Origin of the sequence: Arthrobacter sp. NQ7 (assembly GCF_029581595.2) — a bacterium.
In the GTDB taxonomy this organism is placed as follows: domain Bacteria; phylum Actinomycetota; class Actinomycetes; order Actinomycetales; family Micrococcaceae; genus Arthrobacter; species Arthrobacter phenanthrenivorans_B.
The window spans coordinates 241,454-263,608 of the sequence record NZ_JARFXU020000003.1 but is presented as its reverse complement, the minus strand read 5'-3'; the positions used below and the strand labels follow the sequence as shown (position 1 = coordinate 263,608).

20 protein-coding genes and 2 tRNA genes are annotated in these 22,155 nt (G+C 67.1%); 14 read left to right on the top strand and 8 right to left on the bottom strand.

The annotated features are described in order from the left end of the window. The first annotated feature begins 184 nt into the window (after window positions 1-184). The gene (locus PUN71_RS06030) at window positions 185-1,633 is read left to right on the top strand and encodes an alpha/beta hydrolase (RefSeq protein WP_277797691.1); all 1,449 of its coding nucleotides are present in this window, start codon (window positions 185-187) and stop codon (window positions 1,631-1,633) included. A gap of 15 nt (window positions 1,634-1,648) precedes the next feature. Here PUN71_RS06030 and PUN71_RS06025 read toward each other — a convergent pair whose 3' ends face one another. Then, complete coding sequence (locus tag PUN71_RS06025) at window positions 1,649-2,578, bottom strand: acyl-CoA thioesterase (RefSeq protein ID WP_043450974.1); 930 nt, start codon at window positions 2,576-2,578, stop codon at window positions 1,649-1,651. 64 nt (window positions 2,579-2,642) lie between these two features. Here PUN71_RS06025 and PUN71_RS06020 point away from each other — a divergent pair, with 64 nt between their 5' ends. After that, window positions 2,643-3,302: a DUF8185 domain-containing protein gene (locus tag PUN71_RS06020; protein ID WP_277797690.1), complete on the top strand. Its 660-nt coding sequence runs from the start codon at window positions 2,643-2,645 to the stop codon at window positions 3,300-3,302. Between the two features lie 42 nt (window positions 3,303-3,344). Here PUN71_RS06020 and PUN71_RS06015 read toward each other — a convergent pair whose 3' ends face one another. Together PUN71_RS06015 and PUN71_RS06010 are read right to left on the bottom strand one after the other, a co-directional pair. After that, window positions 3,345-3,803 carry a globin gene (locus PUN71_RS06015; protein WP_043450976.1) on the bottom strand — a complete coding sequence of 153 codons (459 nt, stop codon included), beginning with the start codon at window positions 3,801-3,803 and terminating at the stop codon, window positions 3,345-3,347. A 1-nt stretch (window position 3,804) separates the two neighbouring features. Then, entirely contained in the window at window positions 3,805-4,488 is a 684-nt protein-coding gene (locus tag PUN71_RS06010; RefSeq protein ID WP_043450978.1) for a mechanosensitive ion channel family protein, read from the bottom strand. Between the two features lie 66 nt (window positions 4,489-4,554). Here PUN71_RS06010 and PUN71_RS06005 point away from each other — a divergent pair, with 66 nt between their 5' ends. Next, a complete protein-coding gene (locus PUN71_RS06005) occupies window positions 4,555-5,553 on the top strand; it encodes an NAD-dependent epimerase/dehydratase family protein (protein WP_277797689.1) in 999 nt (332 codons plus the stop codon). Here the strand turns inward: PUN71_RS06005 and PUN71_RS06000 are convergent. Together PUN71_RS06000 and pepN are read right to left on the bottom strand one after the other, a co-directional pair. After that, entirely contained in the window at window positions 5,550-6,023 is a 474-nt protein-coding gene (locus PUN71_RS06000) for an OsmC family protein (protein ID WP_277797688.1), read from the bottom strand. The genes PUN71_RS06005 and PUN71_RS06000 overlap by 4 nt on opposite strands. Beyond that, window positions 6,020-8,590, bottom strand: coding sequence for an aminopeptidase N (gene pepN / locus PUN71_RS05995; protein WP_277797687.1), 2,571 nt, complete (start codon window positions 8,588-8,590; stop codon window positions 6,020-6,022). Before pepN ends, PUN71_RS06000 begins: the two co-directional genes overlap by 4 nt. A 173-nt stretch (window positions 8,591-8,763) precedes the next feature. On the opposite strand from pepN, the gene PUN71_RS05990 reads away from it, so the two are divergent. The 3 genes from PUN71_RS05990 to PUN71_RS05980 all read left to right on the top strand — a co-directional run bounded on the left by PUN71_RS05990 (window position 8,764) and on the right by PUN71_RS05980 (window position 11,314). Then, entirely contained in the window at window positions 8,764-9,777 is a 1,014-nt protein-coding gene (locus PUN71_RS05990) for a hypothetical protein (protein ID WP_277797686.1), read from the top strand. Between the two features lie 86 nt (window positions 9,778-9,863). Beyond that, a complete protein-coding gene (locus tag PUN71_RS05985) occupies window positions 9,864-10,358 on the top strand; it encodes a ribose-5-phosphate isomerase (protein WP_277797685.1) in 495 nt (164 codons plus the stop codon). After that, window positions 10,358-11,314, top strand: coding sequence for an Fpg/Nei family DNA glycosylase (locus tag PUN71_RS05980; protein ID WP_277797684.1), 957 nt, complete (start codon window positions 10,358-10,360; stop codon window positions 11,312-11,314). Before PUN71_RS05985 ends, PUN71_RS05980 begins: the two co-directional genes overlap by 1 nt. A 156-nt stretch (window positions 11,315-11,470) precedes the next feature. Here the strand turns inward: PUN71_RS05980 and PUN71_RS05975 are convergent. Beyond that, window positions 11,471-11,544, bottom strand: a tRNA-Gly gene (locus PUN71_RS05975). Between the two features lie 131 nt (window positions 11,545-11,675). On the opposite strand from PUN71_RS05975, the gene PUN71_RS05970 reads away from it, so the two are divergent. The 6 genes from PUN71_RS05970 to PUN71_RS05945 all read left to right on the top strand — a co-directional run bounded on the left by PUN71_RS05970 (window position 11,676) and on the right by PUN71_RS05945 (window position 16,876). Next, a tRNA-Pro gene (locus tag PUN71_RS05970) sits at window positions 11,676-11,750 on the top strand. Between the two features lie 77 nt (window positions 11,751-11,827). Continuing rightward, window positions 11,828-13,237 carry a trigger factor gene (gene tig, locus PUN71_RS05965; RefSeq protein ID WP_277797683.1) on the top strand — a complete coding sequence of 470 codons (1,410 nt, stop codon included), beginning with the start codon at window positions 11,828-11,830 and terminating at the stop codon, window positions 13,235-13,237. A 233-nt stretch (window positions 13,238-13,470) separates the two neighbouring features. After that, window positions 13,471-14,094 (top strand): ATP-dependent Clp protease proteolytic subunit, encoded by a 624-nt coding sequence (locus PUN71_RS05960; protein ID WP_018761581.1) that lies wholly within the window; start codon window positions 13,471-13,473, stop codon window positions 14,092-14,094. Between the two features lie 37 nt (window positions 14,095-14,131). Beyond that, entirely contained in the window at window positions 14,132-14,791 is a 660-nt protein-coding gene (locus PUN71_RS05955; RefSeq protein ID WP_018769476.1) for an ATP-dependent Clp protease proteolytic subunit, read from the top strand. Between the two features lie 174 nt (window positions 14,792-14,965). Next, window positions 14,966-16,246, top strand: a complete 1,281-nt coding sequence (gene clpX, locus PUN71_RS05950) for an ATP-dependent Clp protease ATP-binding subunit ClpX (RefSeq protein ID WP_043450993.1) — start codon at window positions 14,966-14,968, stop codon at window positions 16,244-16,246. Window positions 16,247-16,261: 15 nt separating this feature from the next. Further along, window positions 16,262-16,876 (top strand): mycothiol-dependent nitroreductase Rv2466c family protein, encoded by a 615-nt coding sequence (locus PUN71_RS05945; RefSeq protein ID WP_277797682.1) that lies wholly within the window; start codon window positions 16,262-16,264, stop codon window positions 16,874-16,876. Window positions 16,877-17,230: 354 nt separating this feature from the next. On the opposite strand, the gene valS is transcribed toward PUN71_RS05945, so the two are convergent. Beyond that, window positions 17,231-19,852 (bottom strand): valine--tRNA ligase, encoded by a 2,622-nt coding sequence (gene valS, locus PUN71_RS05940; RefSeq protein ID WP_277797681.1) that lies wholly within the window; start codon window positions 19,850-19,852, stop codon window positions 17,231-17,233. 81 nt (window positions 19,853-19,933) lie between these two features. Here valS and PUN71_RS05935 point away from each other — a divergent pair, with 81 nt between their 5' ends. Both PUN71_RS05935 and PUN71_RS05930 read left to right on the top strand, forming a co-directional pair. Further along, window positions 19,934-20,305 (top strand): DUF488 domain-containing protein, encoded by a 372-nt coding sequence (locus PUN71_RS05935; protein ID WP_277797680.1) that lies wholly within the window; start codon window positions 19,934-19,936, stop codon window positions 20,303-20,305. Window positions 20,306-20,323: 18 nt separating this feature from the next. Beyond that, on the top strand, window positions 20,324-21,082 hold the full coding sequence (locus tag PUN71_RS05930) for an SDR family oxidoreductase (protein WP_277797679.1): 759 nt from the start codon (window positions 20,324-20,326) through the stop codon (window positions 21,080-21,082). Between the two features lie 9 nt (window positions 21,083-21,091). On the opposite strand, the gene PUN71_RS05925 is transcribed toward PUN71_RS05930, so the two are convergent. Beyond that, window positions 21,092-22,096 (bottom strand): endonuclease/exonuclease/phosphatase family protein, encoded by a 1,005-nt coding sequence (locus tag PUN71_RS05925; protein WP_277797678.1) that lies wholly within the window; start codon window positions 22,094-22,096, stop codon window positions 21,092-21,094. Window positions 22,097-22,155: the final 59 nt, after the last annotated feature.

Sequence of the window (22,155 nt, the reverse complement as noted above, 5' to 3'; positions counted from 1 at the left end):
GCCGGCCTCCCGTGTTTAAGCAGGCCATGCGGCAGCCACCTCCGGGCCGCCCCCTCCCGCACTGCCCCTCTCTCTGACCGCCCGCCCGGCCGTCCGTGCAGTCAGGGAAAGCGGCAGGAATACAGGCCTTAAGGCCCCAGCCGGTACCGGCGGACGCGCCTAACGTCAGAGGTGTTGGCACCGTATGACCCGAGCAGACAGCTGTCCGCGCGGCGCCGCTGTTGATGGAATCGAGCCCGCCGTGGCCACCACCCCACAAACTCCTGCACCAATTGAACAACCGGCCGGCAAGGGCCGCAGTGTGGCCCGCCCACGGCCCGGGGGACGCATCGGCTGGATAGTCGGCGTCTCCCTGGCCGCAGGGTTCCTGGCAGCCCTCCTGCTTGCGCTTGCGCCCTTCATCCGGAACCAGGAAAGCGAAGTCACCGGGGCCGTCCTCTGCGGCTTCGCCCTCGGGTGGGCCCTGCTGGCTTTCCTCTCCGTTCGTTTCACCGCGCAGCCGCAACTCTGGGCGGTGGTCCCGGCGCTCTTCATGGGCGTGTGCGGCCTCCTCCTGGTGCTGTTCGGTTCTCCAGCGGACCAAGTCCTCGGCTGGGTATGGCCCCCGGCCCTTTTGGTGTTGGCGGCCTGGATGGCCATCCAGGCCAGAAGGAGGCTGCACAGCCGGAGCCGCTGGCTGCTCTATCCGGTGATCGGGGTATTGGCCCTCGCCTGCCTGGGCGGTGCATACCAGACCATTGGTGCCCAGGCGGATGCAGCGGCCTTCCCCGTGCCTGGCCGGCTGGTCAATGTCGGCGGATACAGCCTGCACCTGAACTGCACAGGCTCGGGCAGCCCCACCGTGGTGCTCCAGCCGGGCGCCGGCGAGATCTCCTCGAACCATGGATGGATTGCGGCGGCTGTGGCCAGGGACACGAGGGTGTGCGTGTATGACCGTGCGGGCCGGGGGTGGAGCGGGCAGCCGGACACCGACCAGGACGCAACGCAGATAGCCACCGACCTTCACACCCTGCTGCAGGCAGCGGATGTCCCCGGACCCTACGTCCTGGCAGGCCATTCGTTCGGCGGCCTCTACGTCCTTACCTACGCCGCCCGCTATCCCGGGGAGGTCGCGGGAATGGTCCTCGTGGACTCCACCGCACCCGCAGGCGGCCCCATCCAGCCGCCGGCGCCACGCGCCGCCCCAGGCTCCTACGACCCGGTGGACCGCCTCTGCGTCCTGCTCTCGACACCGGCCCGGCTCGGTCTCGCCCGGCTCTATGCGCCGCTCGAAGTCGGCACCCTCCCGCCGCGGTCACGCGACGAGGTCCGCGCCAACATTTCCATACCAAGGAACCTGCGCAGCACACTGGAGGAGTACGTCCGGGCGAACGACTCGATGAAGGAAGCAGCATCGCTGCGCGGCTTTGGTGACAAGCCCCTGGTCGTCCTGACCGCCGGATCAGGCAGCGACGGCAAACACCTGGCAGACCAGGAAGAACTCGCCACGCTGTCCACGAACAGTGCGCACCGAACCATCAGCGAAGCATCCCACGAATCACTCGTTGCAGTGGAAAAAGACGCAGCGGGCACCACGCAGGCCATCCTCGACGTCGTCTCCTCAGTGCGCACGGGGGCACCGCTGCCGCGGTAGGCGCAGGGACGCCGGCTACGGCGCCTGCTGGAGGTCCGGGCCCGAAGGGATCCGCACCATGCCTTCCTGGGCCACCGACGCCACATGCTGCCCGTCACGGCTGAAGATCCTGCCGGTGGCCAGGCCCCGGGCTCCCTGCGCACTGGGGGACTCCTGGACGTACAGAAGCCATTCGTCCACCCGGGCCGGACGGTGCCACCACATGGCGTGGTCAAGGCTGGCAACGTTCATGCCGGGGGTGATCCAGCTCAGGCCATGCCGCCGGAGGATCGATTCGAGGAGGGTGTAGTCACTGGCGTAGGCCAGGGCGGCGCGGTGCAGGTTGGGGTTGTCCGGCATCGGTCCGAACGTTTTCATCCACACGGCGTTGCGGGCCTCCCGGGGCCCGTTCGCCGACACGTACAGCGGCGGGTCGACATGCCGAATGTCGAAGGGGCGCTCATAGGCCCAGTGCCGGGCCACCGGATGGTCGAACTTGCCCAGCAGGTCTGCGGTGCTGGGCAGCGATTCGGGGTCGGGGATGCCGGCCGGCATGGCCGCGGAGTGCTCGATTCCTTCGTCCTCACCTTGGAACGAGGCAATCATGGACAGGATGGGCACGCCGTCCTGGTACGCGTGGACTCGCCTGGCGGAAAATGACCTGCCGTCACGCAGCCGCTGCACCCCGAAAGTGATGGGCTTGTTGGCGTCGCCGGGCCGCAGGAAATAACCGTGCATGGAATGGACGAACCGTTCCGGATCAACGGTCCGGATGGACGCTACCAGCGACTGGGCCAGCACCTGGCCGCCAAACACGCGGTGGTGCGGCTGCTGCTGCGAGGGACCCAGGAAGATGTCCTCGTCCGTCCGCGCGCCCTCGAGTTCGCCAAGGTCCAACAGTTCGATCAGCGACGCGGTGGGGTCTCCGCTGGGCGGCGCCAGCAATCCGGCTTCGGCTTCAGTCATGGTCCGACTCTAGACGGCGCCCGGGGAACCACTCAACCGCGGCGCAGCCGGTAGTGTTTTAGGTGTGTCAGATCTTCTCACCTCGTCCTTCCGCTTCGCCGATCCCCGGGATCTCGCCGACCTGAAGACGTTCGCCACCCGCGCCAAAGCCATCGACGACGGCGCCATCCGCCTGCAGGCCGCGGGGCCGGTCCTGGCCGCCTACGTGTGTGTCCTGCGGCCCCGGCTCCTTGGGGAATCGACGCCCACTATCCTGGGCCTTCGCACCATGGCCCTTGCAGAACCGTCCGCCACGGACGTCACCGTGTCCGTGTCCGCCGTCCTGGACCGGCTGGCACGGTCGGGGGAACACGACGTCGAACTGCCAGTGCCGCCCACCAGGGTCACCGAGTCCTGGACCGGCGTGGGAGCACCCCGCGGCGGCTGGGAACTCCTGGGCGCGGTCAGCGACGCCGGCCTGAAAGCGGCGGCGGAAGCAGGGATCGCGGAAGTGGCTGGCATCGTGCCGGACAAGCCGGGGGCCCTGATCGTCAACAACGCCCGGGCAGCGGTGTGGGGGCGGGCACTGGACGACGCCGGCCTGCCCGCCGGCGCTGCCTTCGCCGCCTTCGCGCTGGGCTTCCTGGCCGACGGCGACCAGAAGCTTTACCGTGCCGGCCGCTGGTTCCGGCTTACCGGCCCGCGCGGACACGTCCTGGCGCGGACCGGCAGCGCATTGCTGTAGCAGCCGCCTTCCGCGCGGAGGAAACGCTGGTCCTGGCCGGCCTCAGGCTCCGGAGGGGCTGTTCACCATGGACAGCGCCGCCCGCTCCATGTATTCCCACAAGGTGCCCTCGTAAAGCGGCGGCAACTCGAGCGCATCCACGGCGGTCCGCATGTGGAACAGCCAGCGGTCCTTGGCCTCGGGCGTGACCTTGAAGGGCATGTGCCTCATGCGGAGGCGCGGATGTCCCCGTTCCTCGCCGTACGTGGTGGGGCCGCCCCAGTATTGCTCGAGGAACATCAGGAACCGGCGCTTCGCCGGCGCCAGGTCCTCCTCCGGATACATGGGCCGCAGGACGGGGTCGGTGGCCACGCCGTCGTAGAAAACGTCGATCAGCTTGACGAAGGTGTCGTGGCCGCCCACGGCGTCGTAGAAGCTGTCCGTGTACGCCGGCTTGCTGAAGGGATCGTTCTGCATCAGCTGGGGCCGCTGCCCGGGGCGCGGTTCGATGGGAAGCGACATGCTAGTCTCCGGCTTTCTGGTCTGTCTTCTTGTCGTCGGCGTGGGCCGAGCCCTGGTCGGTAGTGCCGTCTTCGGATTCGTGCAGCGGGACGTACCGCCCCTGGGACCGGTTGCCCACGCGCAGGATCTCCCCGTTGCGCAGGTACCAGATGGCGCCGTCGTCCGACCGGACCCGCGTGATGCGCAGCCCCATGGACTCCACGACACCCACCACTTCGCTGGTCTCGATGACGTCACCGATGCCGTACTGGTCCTCAATGGTAATGAAGATACCGGCCAGGAAGTCCCGGATCAGCTGCTGTGCACCGAAACCGATGGCGACACCGAGGATACCGACGCTGGTCAGCAGCGGGGCAATGTTGATGTCCAGGTTCTGCAGCACGTACATGCCGGTGATGATGACCACCAGCACGCCGACCACGCTGTTGAGGAGCGAACCGATGGTTTCGGCGCGCTGGACGCGCCGTTCGTGGTCCAGCGCGCGGAAGGCGGGTGCCACCCACTTAAACGTGGGCTTCTTGAAGAAGTTGCTTCCCGAGGCCACCCGCTTGGTGATGCGGGAGATGATGAACGTCGCCACGAGCCAGACGGCGACCCCGACGCCAAGGCTGATCACGATGCCGGGAATGCTCACGCCGCTTGGCTGGCTGGTGGCAGGGGGAAGGATGGACAACATACTGACCATGAATGGATATAGCTCCTCGGAATATTGCTCTGTTCCCTTTCAACCCTAGCGCCGTAGCGTGGAGCAATGCGCATCCTCATCCTCGGCGGAACAGCCTTCCTTTCCCGCGAAATTGCCAGGCAGGCGGTCGCCGCCGGCCATGAAGTGACATGCCTGGCCCGGGGGACAACGGCTGAACCGCCGCCCGGCGCGGCATGGGTGCGGGCGGACCGCTCCATCGGGGCTGCTGCGTATGCCCAGGTGAAGGGGGAGTGGGATGCCGCCGTCGAGGTGGCGCGCGACCCCGGACCCGCCCGGGACGCCCTGGGAGAACTGGCCGGCAGGTCGGCGCACTGGACCTTCGTGTCGAGCTGCTCCGTCTACGCCGACCACTCCGTTCCTGACGCCGCGGAAGATGCCGCCCTCCTTCCGGCGCTTCCCCCGGGGACGCCTTCCACCCCCGAGACCTATGGCGAATCCAAGGCGGCCATCGAGGAAGCAACCCTGGCGGCCGCCGGGGAACGGGCACACCTGTGCCGGGCGGGGCTGGTCGGCGGTCCCGGCGACCCCACCGACCGCTACGGCTACTGGCCGGCGCGCTTCGCCAGGACCTCCGGGCCGGTGCTGGTTCCGGACACCGGCCACCAGCCCACCCAGGTCATCGACGTGCGGGACCTCGCGGCCTGGATCCTGCTCGCGGCCGAACGCGCTATCACCGGTGCGCTGAACGCGGGCGGGGACCAGGTGTCCTTTGCCGATCTCCTCACCGCCTGCCGCGCATCATCCTCCGGCAGCCCCGCCACTGTGGTTGCCGGTGAAGACTGGCTGGTGGAGCAGGGGGTGGGTTACTGGTCCGGGCCCGATTCGCTGCCGCTCTGGCTTCCGCCCCGCCACGAGGGCTTCATGGCCCGCAGCAACCGGGCCGCCAAGGCCGCAGGCATGGTGCTGCGGCCCTGGCAGGAGACCGTGGCGGATACCCTGGCTGATGAACGCACCCGCGGACTGGACCGGCCGCGCAAGGCCGGCCTTTCGCCCGGAACCGAGGAACAGCTCGTGGACCTGCTCCGGACCGGCAGACCGGCCTAGGCCGCCACCGTCACCGGCCGGTGCTCCACCGGGAAGTTCACGCTGCGGGCAATGAAGCACACCTGGTTCGCCTCGTGGTGCAGGGAGGCCGCCAGGTCCGCCTGGCCGGAATCGGCCACCGTCACGCGCGGATTCAGGACCACGCGCTCGAACTGCCCGCTGCCGTCCCGGTTGAGCCGCATCATCCCGGTGGCCTCGTCCCGGTAATCCGTTACCACCACGCCATGTTTCACCGCCACGTGCAGGTAGGACAGCATGTGGCACTGTGCCAGCGCAGCCAGGAGCAGCTGCTCGGGGTTGTAGCGTTCACGGTCCCCGTGGAAGGCGGGGTCCGCCGACCCCTTCAGGGGCGGCAGGCCCGGAATCAGCACGTCATGGTCCCGGGAATAGCTCCGGTACGACGACGTGCCGTCACCCCGGTTGCCCGTCCACTGGACCGTCAGCGCATAGCGGTGTTCCGAAAGGTTCACTCCGGGCCGCCCTCCCCAACGACGTCGGCGGCCCGGGCACGCATGGCGCGCGCCACGCCGTCGCGGTTCTCCAGCATCATGCGCCGCAGTGCGGCGCTCTCCGCCGGCAACGAGGCAAGGAACCCGTCGGTCCGGTCGATGGTGGCCTGCGTGGTCAGCAGCGCAGGGTACAGCCCGACGACGATCTGCTGGGCCAGTGCGTGCGTCCGGGTTGCCACGATGCCCGGCACGGCCGCGAAATACTTCTCCGCGTACGGTTCCAGCAGCGAACGGTCCAGCACCCGCATAAATCCGGTCACGGCCGATCCCTGCAGCGCGTTGGACAGCTCGCCCTTGACCACGATCGATTCCCAGGCCGCCGCCTTCGCCTCCGCCGTGGGAATCGCAGCCTTCGCCAGGGAGGCTGCGTTCTGGCCGCTGGAGGTGTTGTCCCGCTGCAGCTCGGCGTCGATACCGTCCTGCCCCATCCTGCCGCCGGCAACCAGCGACGCCACCAGTTCCCAACGCAGGTCCTGGTCAACGGTGAGCCCCTCAAGGACGGCGGAACCGTCCAACAGTCCGGCCACCCTGTCCAGCTGGGACGCGCTGCGGGCCAGGAGGGCGAAGGACTTGATGAACTGCAGCTGCGCGTCCGATCCGCCCGGCACCGTGGACGCCAGCTCCCACAGCCGGTCCACGGCCGAAACCGTGGTGGCTTCGCGGTGCTCCTCCGCCACATAGAAGTTCAGGGTGGTGGCCAGCTGGCGGAGCTGGACCAGGATCACGGAGGAGTCCGTTTCCGCGGCCACGTTGGACAGGATCAGCTCAACGTACTTGCGCGCCGGCGTCTCACCGTCCCGCGCAGCGTCCCACGCGGAGTTCCATACCAGGGTCCGCGGCAGGCTGTCGGCGAAGTCCTTCAGGTGGGCGGTGGCGGTGGCCAGCGACGTCGGATCGAGCCGTACCTTGGCGTAGGCGAGGTCGTCGTCATTGATGAGGATCAGGTCCGGCTGGTCCAGGCCGGCCAGTGCCGGCACTTCGGTGCGTTCGCCGTCGACATCCAGCTCCTCACGATGCACCCGGGTGAGCCTGCCGCCGTCCAGGTTGTAGAAGCCCACGGCGAGGCGGTGCGGCCGGATGGTGGGCCACTCCGGAACAGCGGACTGCAGGATGGCAAAGGAGCGCAGCTTCCCGTCAGAATCCACGTCCAGCTCGGGGGCCAGGGTGTTGACGCCCGCCGTCTCCAGCCACTGCCGGCCCCAGCGGTCCAGATCGCGGCCGCTGGCCTTCTCCAGCTCCACCAGCAGGTCGCGCAGCTCGGTGTTGTGCCAGGAGTGCTTGGCGAAGTACTCCCGGACCCCGGCCATGAACTGTTCCGGCCCCACCCAGGCCACCAGCTGCCGGAGCACCGAGGCGCCCTTGGCATAGGTGATGCCGTCGAAGTTGACCTCCACGTCCTGCAGGTCGTTGATCTCAGCGAAGATGGGGTGCGTGGTGGGCAGCTGGTCCTGCCGGTACGCCCAGGACTTCTCCACCGAAGCGAAGGTGGTCCAGGCACTGGTGAACGAGGTGGCTTCCACCGCAGCCAGGTGGGACATGTACTCCGCAAAGGATTCGTTGAGCCACAGGTCGTTCCACCACCGCATGGTCACCAGGTCGCCGAACCACATGTGCGCCAGTTCGTGCAGCACGGTGATGGCGCGGCGCTCGATCTGGGCGCCGGTGACCTTGCTGCGGAAGACATAGCCCTCCAGGATGGTCACCGCCCCGGCGTTCTCCATGGCCCCGGCGTTGAACTCGGGGACGAACAGCTGGTCATACTTTTCGAAGGGGTAGGGGCAGCCGAACTGCGCCTCGAAGAATCCGAAGCCCTGCCGCGTCAGTTCGAAGATGTTGTCCGCGTCCAGGTACTGCATCAGCGACTTCCGGGCAAAGACGCCCAGTGGAATGACGCGGCCGTCCGAGCTGGTGACCTCGCTGCGGACCGACTGGTACGGCCCGGCGATCAGCGCGGTGACGTAGGAAGACAGCCGCGGCGTCGGGGCAAACGTCCACACCGACCTTGCGCTGCCGTCCTCTGCGGCCCCGGCCTCCACGGGGAAGGGGGTGGGCGAGTTGGAAATGACGTCCCAGTGGGACGGCGCCGTGACGGTGAAGGCGAAGGTTGCCTTCAGGTCCGGCTGCTCGAAGACCGTGAACATCCGGCGGGAGTCGGGGACTTCGAACTGGGTGTAGAGGTAGACCTCGTTGTCCACCGGGTCAACGAACCGGTGCAGGCCCTCACCGGTGTTCATGTACGGCATCTCCGCCACCACGGTCAGCTCGTTGTGCTCCGCCAGGTCAGGCAGCTGGATCCGCACGCCGTCGGCAACCGTTCCGGGGTCCAGGCTGCGTCCGTTGAGGGTGACGCTGTGCACGGTGCGGGTCACGGCATCGATGAAGCTGGCCGATCCGGGCGCCGCGGTGAATTTCACGGTGGTGGTACTGCCAAAGACCTCTCCGCCGCGGGTCAGGTCCAGGCTGACATCGTAGGAGTCGACGGTGATCAGTTCGGCGCGCTCACGGGCTTCGGCGCGCGTCAGGTTCATGCCTGGCAAAGGAGGTCCTCCAGAGAAGTTTCGGCTGCCGTCCGGTGGTCCCGGTACGGGCACTGTGTTGCATTCTTTCATCCTTGGGGTCCTTGGCAAGTTGCGCAGCTCACAGCGGCCCCGCGCGCCGGGGAGGGGGTTGGACGGGGCGCCGCAGGGGTAGCGTTAAATGCATGGGAAAGCTGTTGGATTCGGTGGACACCAAGGCCCTGCGCTTCGCCGTCGGGTTCCCCGTCGTCCTGGCCGCTGCCTTCGTATACTGCGCCACGCTGCTGCGCCCGAACCTTCCGGAGCCAGTCGCCTTCATGTGGACGAACGACGGCGGGACCGCCTTTGCGCCGTTCGGCGCCTACGTCGGCGTTGGGGCGGCCGGGCTCATCGCCGCCGGCTGGCTGGTGCTGCTGCAGGCCGTCCCGCTGGGCAGGCCCGTGCTGATGCGCAGGATCATGATGGGCGCAGGCCTGTTCCTCAGCCTCTTCCTCACATCGGCCCTGGCCGCCGGCCTCATCGGCCAGACCGGCCTGGCCGACGCCCGGCAGTCCCACGTGGACATGACCGTCCTTGCGCTCGGCAGCGGAGCCGCAGTATCACTCGGCGTCGCCATGGCCATGGTCTACAAGGCAGACCGGCAATGGTCACCTGACGACGACCGGGCGCTGCAGGCCGCGATCGCCAGGGAACTGGACCCCGACCTCACCCGGGACAGCATCCGGCTGTGGGTCCACGCACGGAGCTCAGTCTTTGTCATGATCGCCATCGCCTCGCTGTTCCCGGCGGCCCTCATCGCCGTCGTGGTCCCATGGCTGGGCATCCTGCTCGTGGTGCTGGCCCTCGTAGGCGCCGCCTTCCTGTTCGCCCGGATCAGGGCGGACCGGCGCGGACTGAAGGTCCTGCTGGCCGGGTTGGTACCGGTCATGGATGTGCCCGCCGGGGCCATCTCGAACGCCAGCGCCGAGGATGTCAGGGCCGCCGACTATGGCGGGTGGGGCTACCGGCACCACGGCGGCACTGCCGCCATGCTCGTCAGCAGCGGGCCCGCCGTCGTCGTCAGCAGGACGGACGGCCAGCGCCTGGCCGTCAGCGGCGGCAGCCAGGACTCCGCTGCCCGGCTCGCCGAAGTCCTCACCCGGGTCGCCGCCCGGGCCCGCAAAAGCGGCGGAGCGCCGCCTGCGGCCCAGGATTCCTGACCGCGGCAGTCCTATATCCTTATCCGTGTCGTTCCGGCCTGCACCCGGCGGGCCGCCAGCTCCCCACAACCGAACGGACTTTGCACGTGACAACAACCCCTGCCTTCCCTCGGGTCCACATCGCCACCGACCACGCAGGCATGGAACTCAGCGCCCACCTGGTGACCCACCTGACCGGGAAGGGGTATGAGGTGGTGGACCACGGTCCCACGTCCTACGACCCCCAGGACGACTACCCCTCCTTCTGCATCAACGCCGCGCTCGCCGTGGTGGCCGACCAGCAGGCGGGCATCCACGCCCTGGGCATCGTGCTGGGCGGATCGGGCAACGGGGAGCAGATTGCGGCCAACAAGGTCAAGGGCGTGCGCGCTGCCCTCGCCTGGAACCTGTCCACCGCCACCCTGGCGCGGGAGCACAACGACGCCAACGTGGTGGCCGTGGGCGGCCGCCAGCACTCGGTGGAGGAAGCCACCGAACTGATCGAGGCGTTCCTGAACGAACCCTTCAGCAACGACGAACGCCACGTCCGCAGGATCGGCAAGATCGCTGCCTACGAAACCACCGGCGAGGTCATCGAGTAGTGCCTGAGGGCCATTCCGTCCGGCGGCTCGCGCGCCAGTTCGGCGACGTGTTCCTCGGAGAGACGCTTGCTGTGTCCAGTCCCCAGGGCAGGTTCAGCGGGGGAGCGGCGCTGCTCGACGGGCACGTCCTGGCCGCAGCCGAAGCCCACGGCAAGCACCTCTTCCTGCACTTCGACAACAGCCTGGTGCTGCACGTGCACCTCGGCCTGTACGGTGCGTGGAGCTTCGGCGGCGACGGCACGTTCGCCGGCGCGTCGAGCATCGGTGCCCCCAGGCGGGTAGGGGAGCAGGAGGCTTTTGCGGAGGACGGCGACGGCGGTGCCGCCTACGCCGGGCCGCCGGCCCCGGTGGGAGCCGTCCGTGTCAGGCTCGCCGGCAGCCACGGCTGGGCCGACCTCCGCGGTGCCACCACCTGCGAGACCATCACCGCGGCGGAGGCCGGCGCGGTGCTGGCCCGGCTGGGACCGGATCCGCTGCGCAACCTCCGCGGCGATGCCGCCCGTTTCGCTGCCAACGTCCAGGCCAGGAAGACCCCGCTCGCGGCGCTGCTCATGGACCAGAAGGTGATTGCCGGCGTCGGCAACGTGTACCGCGCCGAAGTCCTCTTCCGGCGCCGCCTGGACCCGTGGCTTCCCGGCACGGCACTCGCCGACGGCGACGCCCGGAAGCTCTGGCGCGACATCGTGGCCGTCATGGCCGACGGCGTGGCGGACGGCAGGATCATCACCACCCCGCCGAAATACTGGACCCTTGACGGCACCACCGCTGCCCGGGCCGCCAGGGCAGGTATCGAGGTGCCGCGAAAGAGTGCCCGGTTTCCGCACCGCGAGGACGTGCACTTCGTCTACAAACGCCACGGGCTGCCGTGCCGGGTGTGCCGGACCATTGTGCTCATGGCCGACCTGGCCGGACGCAACCTCTACTGGTGCCCGTTGTGCCAGCAGCCGCAGGACTAGGAACGGCCTGGCGCGCGGCGAAAACGGGGCACTTCGACACTGACACGCCGTGTGCTGTCCCGTATCCCGGCTGCCGCCCCGTCAAAGTGCCCCGCGACAGGGGGGGGCGGCACGGTTAAAACCAAAAGGACCCCTCTGCTGAGGGGTCCTTCGCGGTGGAGGGGACGACGGGAATCGAACCCGCGTAATCAGTTTGGAAGACTGAGGCTTTACCATTAAGCTACGTCCCCGAAGGAAGATCCGGTATTCGCGGAAACTCCGGGCTGGCTGTTCAAGCCGGATACAACTAAACCTAATCCATGGCCTACGTGTCAAATGTGCATTCGCGACGCGTATCACCGTAGACTTGCCTGTGCACTTACGGGGTGTAGCTCAGCTTGGCTAGAGCGCCTGCTTTGGGAGCAGGAAGTCGCAGGTTCAAATCCTGTCACCCCGACTCTGCGGCCAGGACCAGTCGGCCTGGACACATATGCGTTGCAGAAACCCATCCCACAACCCAGGAGTACTTAGACCGTGAAGAGCGCTGTCGAGAACCTCACCCCCACGCGGGTCAAGCTCAATGTTGAGGTCCCCTTTGAGGAACTGAAGCCCAGCATCGACTCGGCCTACAAGACCGTCGCTTCGCAGATCCAGGTCCCCGGGTTCCGCAAGGGCAAGGTTCCCGCCCGGATCATCGACCAGCGCGTCGGCCGCGGCTACGTCCTGGAGACCGCCATCAACGACGGCCTCAACGGCTGGTACCAGGCTGCCGTGCAGGAATCCGGCATCCGTCCCCTGAGCCGTCCCGAGGTCGAGATCACCGAGGTCCCCGACCCCTCCTCAACCGACGGCGGCCTGAAGTTCGCCGCCGAGGTTGACGTCCGCCCCGAAATCGAACTCCCGGACTACGCCGGCATCGAGGTCCAGGTTGCCGCAGCGGAATCCTCCGAGGCCGACGTCGACAAGGCCCTGGATGAACTGCGCGGCCGCTTCGGCACCCTGAAGTCCGTTGACCGCCCCGCTGCCGATGGCGACTTCCTCACCATCGACATCACGGCCAGCATCGACGGCGAAGAAGTCGACAACGCGTCCGGCCTGTCCTACCAGGTTGGCGCCGGCACCATGCTCGAGGGCATGGACGAGGCCGTGACCGGGCTCAGCGCCGACGAGGACGCCATCTTCGACACCACCCTGGTGGGCGGTGACCACGCCGGCGAAGCCGCGCAGGTCAAGGTTGTCGTCAAGGCCGTCAAGGAACGCGAACTGCCCGAAGCGAACGATGACTTCGCCCAGCTCGCCTCCGAGTTCGACACCCTCGCCGAACTGCGCGAGGACCTGGCCAAGCAGGCCGCCGACTCCAAGATCGTGGAGCAGGGCGTCGAAGCCCGCGACAAGGTCCTGGACAAGCTGGTCGAACTGGTCGAGGTTCCGGTTCCGGACTCGGTAGTCGAAGAGCAGCTCGAAGCCCACTTCCAGGAGGGCAACGGCCACGGCGACGGCGAGCACGACACCGAGGAACACCGCGAAGAGGTCCGTGCCAACACGGCCCGCGCCTTCCAGAACGAGATCATCCTCGACGCCATTGCGGAGAAGGAAGAAGTCAACGTCAGCCAGAGCGAGCTGATCGACTACATCGTGAGCACCGCCAGCCAGTACGGCATGGACCCCAACCAGTTCGCCCAGATCATCGACCAGAGCGGCCAGGTCCCCATGATGGTCTCCGAGGTACGCCGCCGGAAGGCCCTGGCCGTTGTCCTGGGCCAGGCGACCGTCACCGACACCGAGGGCAACGCCGTTGACCTGAGCGACTTCGTGCGCCCCGCCGGTGAGGAAGCGCCCGCCGCCGACGCAGCAGACACCGAAGCAGCCGACGCCGCCGAGGCTGAGGCCGCCGGGACCGAGGCTGTCGAAGCCAAGGACACCAAGGAAGACGCCAAGGCCTAGTCCCCACAGGCCCGATGCAACGGCCCCTGGATCAATTGAGATCCGGGGGCCGTTCGCGTTGCAGCGCAGCCATGGGCCGGAGATTCGGGGATCGTGCGCCGTCAGCGAACAGCCGTCAGTGCGCGAACAAAACACCGTGGAAACCGGTTAGTGTCCAAGTAGTGATTTTCAGTGATGTCACCGTCACCAGTGAGAGGTAAGTAAACATGTCACAGCACTCAGAGGCCCCCCGGATGGCGACCGTCGATCCTGCAGCCCAGGACAACTACATTTACAACCGCCTTCTCAAGGAGCGGATCATCTGGCTGGGCTCGGAGGTGCGTGATGACAACGCCAACGCGATCTGCTCGCAGCTGCTCCTGCTCTCGGCCGAGAACCCAGAAAAGGACATCTACCTCTACATCAACTCGCCCGGCGGCTCCGTCACCGCAGGCATGGCCATCTACGACACCATGCAGTTCATCCCCAATGACGTCGTCACTGTCGCCACCGGCCTGGCAGCATCGATGGGGCAGTTCCTGCTCTCCTCGGGCACCAAGGGCAAGCGCTACGCCACCCCGAACGCCCGCGTCCTGATGCACCAGCCCTCCGGCGGCATCGGCGGCACCGCGTCCGACATCAAGATCCAGGCCGAACTCATCCTGCACATGAAGAAGGTCATGGCGGAACTGACCGCCGAGCAGACCGGCCAGACCGTTGAGACCATCCTCAAGGACAACGACCGCGACAAGTGGTTCACGGCCACCGAGGCGCTCGAGTACGGCTTCTTCGACAAGATCGCCGCCCACGCCGGCTCCGTCTCCGGCGGCGGCGGAACGTCCAACGGATCCTCCGGCGAATCAGCCTCCCAGAACTAACCGGCACTCAGAACCCCTTCGATCAGGAGCAAACACAATGAACTACAACTTCGGGTGGTCAGCCGGCAATCTTCCGTCCAGCCGCTACGTCCTGCCGCAGTTCGAGGAACGGACCCCCTACGGCTTCAAGCGCCAGGACCCCTACACCAAGCTCTTCGAGGACCGCATCATCTTCCTCGGCGTCCAGGTTGACGACGCTTCCGCTGACGACATCATGGCCCAGCTGCTGGTCCTGGAATCAACGGACCCGGACCGCGACATCACCCTGTACATCAACTCGCCCGGCGGCTCCTTCACGGCCATGACGGCGATCTACGACACGATGCAGTACATCCGCCCCGAGATCCAGACCGTCTGCCTGGGCCAGGCCGCCAGCGCGGCCGCCGTCCTGCTGGCCGCCGGTACCCCCGGCAAGCGGCTGGCACTGCCCAACGCCCGCGTCCTGATCCACCAGCCGGCACTGTCCGGCGGCCAGGGCGGGCAGGCCTCCGACCTGGAAATCCAGGCCGCAGAGGTCATGCGCATGCGCTCCTGGCTGGAGGATACGCTGGCCCACCATTCGGGGCGCACGTCCGAGCAGGTCAACAACGACATCGAGCGTGACAAGATCCTCACCGCCGAAGAGGCCCAGGCATACGGCCTGATCGACCAGGTCCTCGATTCACGCAAGATCAAGCCGCAGGCAATTACGCGGTAGCAGTACGGAAAGCCGGTGCGGCCCAGTTCATTTGGCCGCACCGGCCTTTTCTTTCCACCCTTGGCGGCGAATGTGACCTAGAGTGGATGTTGTCACAATCCGGTCTGCGATGGCCGGGAAGATTTCAGCAATGGTGCAGAGCTGCCTGGCAGCAGGATACTAAGGGGTTCACATATGGCTCGGATTGGCGAGAGCACGGATCTGCTGAAGTGCTCTTTCTGCGGAAAGAGCCAGAAGCAGGTGCGCAAGCTCATTGCCGGGCCCGGTGTCTACATCTGTGATGAATGCATCGAGTTGTGCAACGAAATCATCGAAGAGGAGCTCGCGGAGGTCGCGGATCTCGGCAGCTTCGAACTGCCCAAGCCGCGTGAAATCTTCGACTTCCTGCAGGAATACGTCATTGGCCAGGAACCTGCCAAGCGCTCCCTCGCCGTCGCGGTCTACAACCATTACAAGCGCATCCAGGCCGGCCACGCGCCCAAGTCCGGAAGCCTTGGCGACGGCGGGCACCATGACGACGTCGAAATCGCCAAGTCGAACATCCTCCTCATCGGCCCCACCGGCTGTGGAAAGACCTACCTCGCGCAGACCCTCGCCCGGCGCCTGAACGTACCGTTCGCCGTCGCCGACGCCACGGCTTTGACCGAGGCCGGCTACGTGGGCGAAGACGTGGAAAATATCCTCCTCAAGCTCATCCAGGCCGCGGACTACGACGTCAAGAAGGCCGAACAGGGCATCATCTACATCGACGAGATCGACAAGATCTCCCGCAAGAGTGAGAACCCCTCCATCACCCGGGACGTCTCCGGTGAAGGCGTGCAGCAGGCGCTCCTGAAAATCCTGGAAGGCACCGTCGCCTCTGTGCCGCCGCAGGGCGGACGCAAGCACCCGCACCAGGAATTCATCCAGATCGACACCACCAACGTCCTGTTCATCGTCGCCGGCGCGTTCGCCGGCCTTGAGGAGATCATCGGCTCCCGCTCCGGCCGGAAGGGCATCGGCTTCGGCGCTCCGCTCAACGAGGCCAGCAAGAAAGTGGATTCCTACGGCGAGGTCATGCCTGAAGACCTGCTCAAATTCGGCCTGATCCCCGAATTCATTGGCAGGCTCCCGGTGATCACCACCGTCTCCAACCTGGACCGCGACGCCCTGATCCAGATCCTCTCCACCCCCAAGAACGCCCTGGTGAAGCAGTACCAGAAGATGTTCCAGATCGACGGCGTGGAACTCGTGTTCGACGACACCGCCCTGGAAGCCATCGCGGACCAGGCACTGGAACGCGGCACGGGGGCACGCGGCCTCCGCGCCATCCTCGAAGAGGTCCTGCTTCCCGTGATGTTCGACCTGCCGAGCCGCGAGGACGTGGCCAGCGTGGTGATCACCGAGGACGTGGTCCTGCGGGGGGCTGAGCCCACCATGATTCCGCACGTGGCCAAGCGCCGTAAGTCTGCCTGACCTGGAGGAAAACCCTTGACTTCACCTGCCAAGAACAAAGCCGATTTCTGGTTCGACCCCCTGTGCCCGTTCGCGTGGGTCACCTCCCGCTGGATCGGTGAGGTGGAAACCGTCCGCGACATCGAGACGGAGTGGCACGTCATGAGCCTGGCCGTCCTGAATGAGGGACGCGACCTTGAACCCGGCTACCGCGAATCCATGGACAACGCCTGGGGGATGGTGCGCGTCATCATCGCCGCCCGGGAGGAGCACGGGCCGCAGGTCATCAAGCCGCTGTATGACGCCATGGGCACGCTCATCCACAACCAGGGTGAAAAGGACCGCACGCAGGTGATCACCAAGGCCCTGGCCGAGTGCGGGCTGCCCGCCTCCCTGGCCGAGGCCGCCACCACAGACGCCTACGACCCCCAACTCCGTGCCAGCCATGAGGAGGGCATCTCGCTGGTGGGGCAGGATGTGGGAACGCCCGTGGTCGCGTTCAACGGCACCGCCTTCTTCGGGCCCGTCCTGACCCGCATTCCGCGCGGCGAGGAAGCCGGCAAAATCTGGGACGCCACCACCGCCATCGCCGCGTACCCGCACTTCTTCGAGCTCAAGCGCAGCCGCACGGAGAGCCCGGAATTCGACTAGAGACCGGGCGGCGTCCGGGCTCACCTCACGCGCAAAGGGCCCCGGGATAACTACCGTTGTGTAGTTATCCCGGGGCCCTTGTGCATGCCCTGGAGCAGGAGAACAATGGTTTTTACCCACTTCGAAAGAAGCGGGACGCAGGAACCAAAGATTCAGTGATATGTAGTTTGACGCAGCCATCGGCAAAGTTGAATGCAAGCTACCAGTGACGGTGTAGTAAGACCTGAAGATCAGCGGATCCTGCCAGACCATCAGAGTTCGTCACCAGATGGCCGAAAAGTCGAAGCCCCACCAACGGCAAAACGCTGATGGGGCTTCCCCTTTGCCCGGAAACGGGCCACTCACTGGACCGCGTCAGGCCTTGGCGGGTTCGTCGCTCGGCGCCAGGGCCACGCCGGTGACGGCGAGCTCGCCCTCACCCACCACCAACGTGATGTCCCGTGCGTTGGACGCAGCCTTCAGGTCGGCCAGCCCCGCCCGGAGCTGTGCCGTCAGTGCTTCCGGAGCGGTGATGGTTGCGGACAGCACCTCGGTGCGCTGCTTGACCTTCGCCTCCGACTTGGCCTTGCGGACACCGCTGAGGGCCACGCCAACGGTGGCCAGCATGGTGGTGTCCCCGCCGGGAATCTCCAGCGCGGCCGGCCATGCGGCCCGGTGCACCGACCCGCTGCGCCACCAGCTCCAGACTTCCTCCGTGGCGAAAGGCAGGAACGGGGCGAACAGCCGCAGCAGCGTATCCAGGGTGGTGGCCAGGGCGGCCAGCACGGAGGCCTGCTCGGCCCCGCCCGCGGCCCCGTAGGCACGGTCCTTGATCAGCTCCACGTAGTCATCGGTGAACTGCCAGAAGAACGACTCCGTGAGCTGCAGGGCGCGCGCGTAGTCGTAGTTGTCGAACGCCTTGGTGGACTGCGCGACGACGTCCGCCAGCTGGGCCAGCAGCGCCCTGTCCAGGGGGTTGGTCAGGACAGCCAGGTCACCGGAGAGCACGGAGTTCTCTGTGGCGCCAAGGTTCAATACAAATTTGGACGCGTTGAGCAGTTTGATGGCCAGGCGGCGGCCGATCTTCATCTGCGCGATCTCGTAGGCGGTATCCGCGCCAAGCCGCGCCGAGGCAGCCCAGTAGCGGACGGCGTCGGAACCGTATTCGTTCAGCACATCCGTGGGGACCACCACGTTGCCCTTGGACTTGGACATCTTCTTGCGGTCCGGATCCAGGATCCAGCCGGAGATGGCCGCGTGCTTCCAGGGGGCGTTCTTCTGCAGCGCATCCGCGCGGACCACCGAGGAGAACAGCCAGGTCCTGATGATGTCGTGGCCCTGGGGCCGGAGATCGAACGGGTACACCTTGGCGAACAGGTCCTCGTTCCGGCTCCAGCCGCCAACGATCTGCGGCGTCAGTGACGACGTGGCCCAGGTGTCCAGGACGTCGGCGTCACCGGTGAAGCCGTTCGGCTGGTCACGCTGCGACTCGTCAAAGCCCGGCGCAGCGTCAGCCGCCGGATCGACGGGAAGCAGGTCGTCGGAGGGCAGGATGGGGTTGTCGTAGTCCGGGTTGCCCTGGGCATCCAGCGGATACCAGACGGGGATGGGCACGCCGAAGAACCGCTGCCGGGAGACCAGCCAGTCGCCGTTCAGCCCGGCGATCCAGTTCTCGTAGCGGGAGCGCATGAACGACGGGTGGAAGTCGATCTCCTTGCCCCGGCCGATCAGGCGTTCGCGGCGGTCCTCGTCGCGTCCGCCGTTGCGGATGTACCACTGGCGTGAGGTGACCACTTCCAGCGGCTTGTCGCCCTTTTCGAAGAAGTTCACCGGGTGGGTGATCTTCTTGGGTTCGCCGTCCAGCAGCCCGGCTTCCTTGAGCAGTTCAACCACTGCTTCCTTGGCGGAGAAGGCGGTCTTGCCGGCAATCGCCGCGTACGCTTCCCTGCCGGCTTCGCTGGTGATCCACTCCGGGGTTTCGGCGATGATGCGCCCGTCGCGGCCCATGATGGCCCGGGTGGGAAGCTGCAGCTCGCGCCACCACGTGACGTCGGTCAGGTCACCAAAGGTGCAGACCATCGCGATGCCGGAGCCCTTGTCCGCCTTGGCCAGCGGGTGGGCCTTGACCTCAAGCTCCACGTCGAACAGCGGGGACCTCACGGTCTTGCCGAACAGTGGCTGGTACCGCTCGTCGTCGGGGTTTGCCACCAGCGCGGCACACGCTGCGAGCAGCTCCGGCCGGGTGGTTTCGATGAACACCTTGCCGCCGTCCTCGGTGAGGAAGGGGTACCGGTAGTAGGCGCCCGGGACCTCGCGGTCCTCAAGCTCGGCCTGGGCCACGGCGGTGCGGAAGGTGACGTCCCACAGGGTGGGGGCTTCGGCCATGTAGGCGTCCCCGGCGGCAAGGTTGGCCAGGAAGGCGCGCTGGGACACTGCGCGGGAGGTGTCGTCGATGGTGCGGTACGTCAGGTCCCAGTCGACGGAGAGGCCCAGCGTCTGGAACAGGTTTTCGAAGACCTTCTCGTCCTCGACGGCCAGTTCCTCGCACAGTTCGATGAAGTTCTGGCGGGACACGACGTCGAAATCGCGCTGGTTCTTGGCGGGCTGCGCCGGTGGCCGGTAGTCGGCGTTGTAGGGGATGGCGGGATCACAGCGGACACCGTAGTAGTTCTGGACGCGGCGCTCCGTGGGCAGCCCGTTGTCGTCCCAGCCCATGGGGTAGAAGACGTTCTTGCCGGTCATGCGCATGTAGCGTGCCTGGACATCCGTCTGGGTGAAGGAGAACATGTGCCCCACATGCAGGGATCCCGACGCCGTGGGCGGGGGAGTGTCGATCGAGTAGACCTGCTCCCGGGTGGTGTCGGGGTTGAACTTGTAGGTGCCCTCGGACAGCCAGCGCTGGGTGAGCGCCGCTTCGAGGCCTTCGAGGGCCGGCTTGTCCGGAACGTTGATGGGGGCGGTGGTGGGCGTGTCTGTACCCTGCGTGTCTTCAGCCATTGGGCAATTCTTTCATGCCTGGTTCCATCCCACCCAACCCGTCACCCGCGGCCGGGCCCCAGTGGGGGTAGCATGCCGCCTATGGGCCGGATCCGGGGAACCTTTGGCGTGAAGCGCATCTATGAGCCGCCTGCGGACGACGACGGCTGCCGGGTACTGGTGGACCGGCTTTGGCCGCGGGGGATGCCCAGGGAAAGGGCCGCCGTCGACCATTGGCTCAAGGAGGTCGCGCCGTCCACCGCGTTGCGCAAGGAGTTCGATCACCGGCCTGGGCGGTTTGCCGATTTCGGTGCACGCTACCGGCTCGAACTGGACTCCAATCCAGCGGTGGAAGAGCTGCTCGAACTGGCCGCAGACCATCCCCGGATCACCCTGCTCTACGCTGCCCGGAACACGGAGGCCAACCATGCCCTGGTCCTGCTGGATTACCTCCGGGGACGCCCGGCGGACTGATCCGGCTAGGGTGGTGCCATGACTGAGCACTTGCAGAAAAAGGCAGCACTGGTGACCGGCGCGAGCAGCGGCATCGGGGAAGCGACCGTGCGCGCGCTGCGCGCCGACGGCTGGACGGTCTTCGCCGTGGCCCGCCGGGCCGACCGTCTGGCCGCCCTGGAAAGCGCGACGGGCGCCGTCGCCATTCCTGCCGACATTGCAGAGGACGACGACGTGTCCCGGCTCCTCGCGCAGGTCACGGAGGCGGGCGGCATCGACACGCTGGTCAACATCGCCGGCGGCGCCCGCGGTGCCGACCGGGTGGGCGATGCCAGCACCGACGACTGGGAATGGATGTACCGCGTCAACGTCCTGGGCACCATGAAGCTGACCCGCGCGTTCCTGCCCATGCTGCGCGCCACCGGCGGGGGAACGGTGCTGAACCTGACCTCCACGGCCGGGCTGGACGCCTACGAAGGCGGCGGCGGATACAACGCCGCCAAGTTCGGCCAGCACGCCCTGACCAATGCGCTTCGGCTGGAGGAAGCCGAGCACAACGTCCGCGTGATCGAGGTGGCCCCCGGCCTGGTGCAGACCGAGGAGTTCGCCCTCAACCGGCTGGGGGATGCCCAGGCCGCGGGCAAGGTGTACCAGGGCGTGGAGAAGCCGTTGACGGCAGAGGATGTAGCCGACGTGGTCCGCTACGCCGTCACCGTTCCGCACCACATCAACCTGGACCAGATCGTCATCCGGCCCGTGGCGCAGGCGGCAACGCACAAGCTGATCCGCAAGGGCTGACAAGGGACGCTAGGGGACCCGGATGTTCAATGTGGCGGACACCGCGGCGTGGTCCGTCCCCTCCAGCCTGTCCACCGAATACCCGGACGCCTGGATGTCCGGGCTGGTGACCAGGTGGTCAAGGGCGATCCCCGGGAGATGGTAGCCCCGCATCGGCCAGGTGGGGACCAGCCTGCTGCCCAGCGATGCCGCCACGTCCAGGAGGGGGCGGCCTCCTGTTCCTCCCAGCAGCGCCCGGAATTCCCGGTGGTCGTAGGTCGCGTTAAAGTCCCCGGCCAGCAGCAGGGGACCCGACCCCGGGTCAGCACCGGCTGCGGCAACCAGGTCGCTGCGCCATTGGCCGAGGCCCTTTCCCACCGGCGCCAGGGCGTGCACCGCTGCCACGCGCAGGACGGTACCGTTGCCGGCTCCCAGGTCCACGTCGGCCAACGGCATGCTGAACCGGGTGCCGGGCAGCGCGCCGGCCTCCTGCAGCGGGTAAGAGGAGTAGATGGCGCTGCCGGCGGCACGGTCCCGCGGACGGGCAACCCGGTGGGGGAGCACGCCGTCCAGTCCCGCCGCCGTGAACCTTCGTGCGAGTTGGGGTGTGTACTCCTCGACTGCCAGCAGATCAACACGCCGTTCACGGACCAGCTTCACCAGGGCCGCCGCGTCAGCCCCGCCCAACTCGGCGTTGATGCTCAGGACAACCAGGGACACCTGGCTGCCGGCGGCCTCGGGGGCCGGTTCACGGATGTCCAGCGGGAACAGCCAGAACGCCTGGCAGCCCGCCAGCGCCGCGGCCAGCACCTGCTGCCACCTGCTCCGTCCCAGGAACGCCAACAGCAGGGCTGCGGCGGCGGGCACCGCGGCCCAGGGCGTGAACGCCACCAGCTGCACCGCGAACACGGGCCAGTCGGCGGGTACCGCCCGGATCACGGATACTGCCACGACCGGAAGGGCGGCGGGAACGAACAGCCATCTGCACGCCACAGCCGCACGCCTGCGCGCAACCGAATCCCCGGGAGCTGCCATGAGGCGAGTCTAGGCACACCACCGGGTCCGCGTCAGGCCCTGAATGGCACAGGATGCCG

Bases quoted from the DNA above. Each gene is read 5' to 3' on its own strand.
- PUN71_RS06030 (WP_277797691.1), top strand. From the start codon at position 185: ATGACCCGAGCAGACAGCTGTCCGCGCGGCGCCGCTGTTGATGGAATC.
- PUN71_RS06025 (WP_043450974.1), bottom strand. From the start codon at position 2,578: ATGACTGAAGCCGAAGCCGGATTGCTGGCGCCGCCCAGCGGAGACCCC.
- PUN71_RS06015 (WP_043450976.1), bottom strand. From the start codon at position 3,803: ATGTCGCTTCCCATCGAACCGCGCCCCGGGCAGCGGCCCCAGCTGATG.
- PUN71_RS06010 (WP_043450978.1), bottom strand. From the start codon at position 4,488: ATGGTCAGTATGTTGTCCATCCTTCCCCCTGCCACCAGCCAGCCAAGC.
- PUN71_RS06005 (WP_277797689.1), top strand. From the start codon at position 4,555: ATGCGCATCCTCATCCTCGGCGGAACAGCCTTCCTTTCCCGCGAAATT.
- pepN (WP_277797687.1), bottom strand. From the start codon at position 8,590: ATGAACCTGACGCGCGCCGAAGCCCGTGAGCGCGCCGAACTGATCACC.
- PUN71_RS05990 (WP_277797686.1), top strand. From the start codon at position 8,764: ATGGGAAAGCTGTTGGATTCGGTGGACACCAAGGCCCTGCGCTTCGCC.
- PUN71_RS05960 (WP_018761581.1), top strand. From the start codon at position 13,471: ATGGCGACCGTCGATCCTGCAGCCCAGGACAACTACATTTACAACCGC.
- PUN71_RS05955 (WP_018769476.1), top strand. From the start codon at position 14,132: ATGAACTACAACTTCGGGTGGTCAGCCGGCAATCTTCCGTCCAGCCGC.
- clpX (WP_043450993.1), top strand. From the start codon at position 14,966: ATGGCTCGGATTGGCGAGAGCACGGATCTGCTGAAGTGCTCTTTCTGC.
- valS (WP_277797681.1), bottom strand. From the start codon at position 19,852: ATGGCTGAAGACACGCAGGGTACAGACACGCCCACCACCGCCCCCATC.
- PUN71_RS05935 (WP_277797680.1), top strand. From the start codon at position 19,934: ATGGGCCGGATCCGGGGAACCTTTGGCGTGAAGCGCATCTATGAGCCG.
- PUN71_RS05930 (WP_277797679.1), top strand. From the start codon at position 20,324: ATGACTGAGCACTTGCAGAAAAAGGCAGCACTGGTGACCGGCGCGAGC.
- PUN71_RS05925 (WP_277797678.1), bottom strand. From the start codon at position 22,096: ATGGCAGCTCCCGGGGATTCGGTTGCGCGCAGGCGTGCGGCTGTGGCG.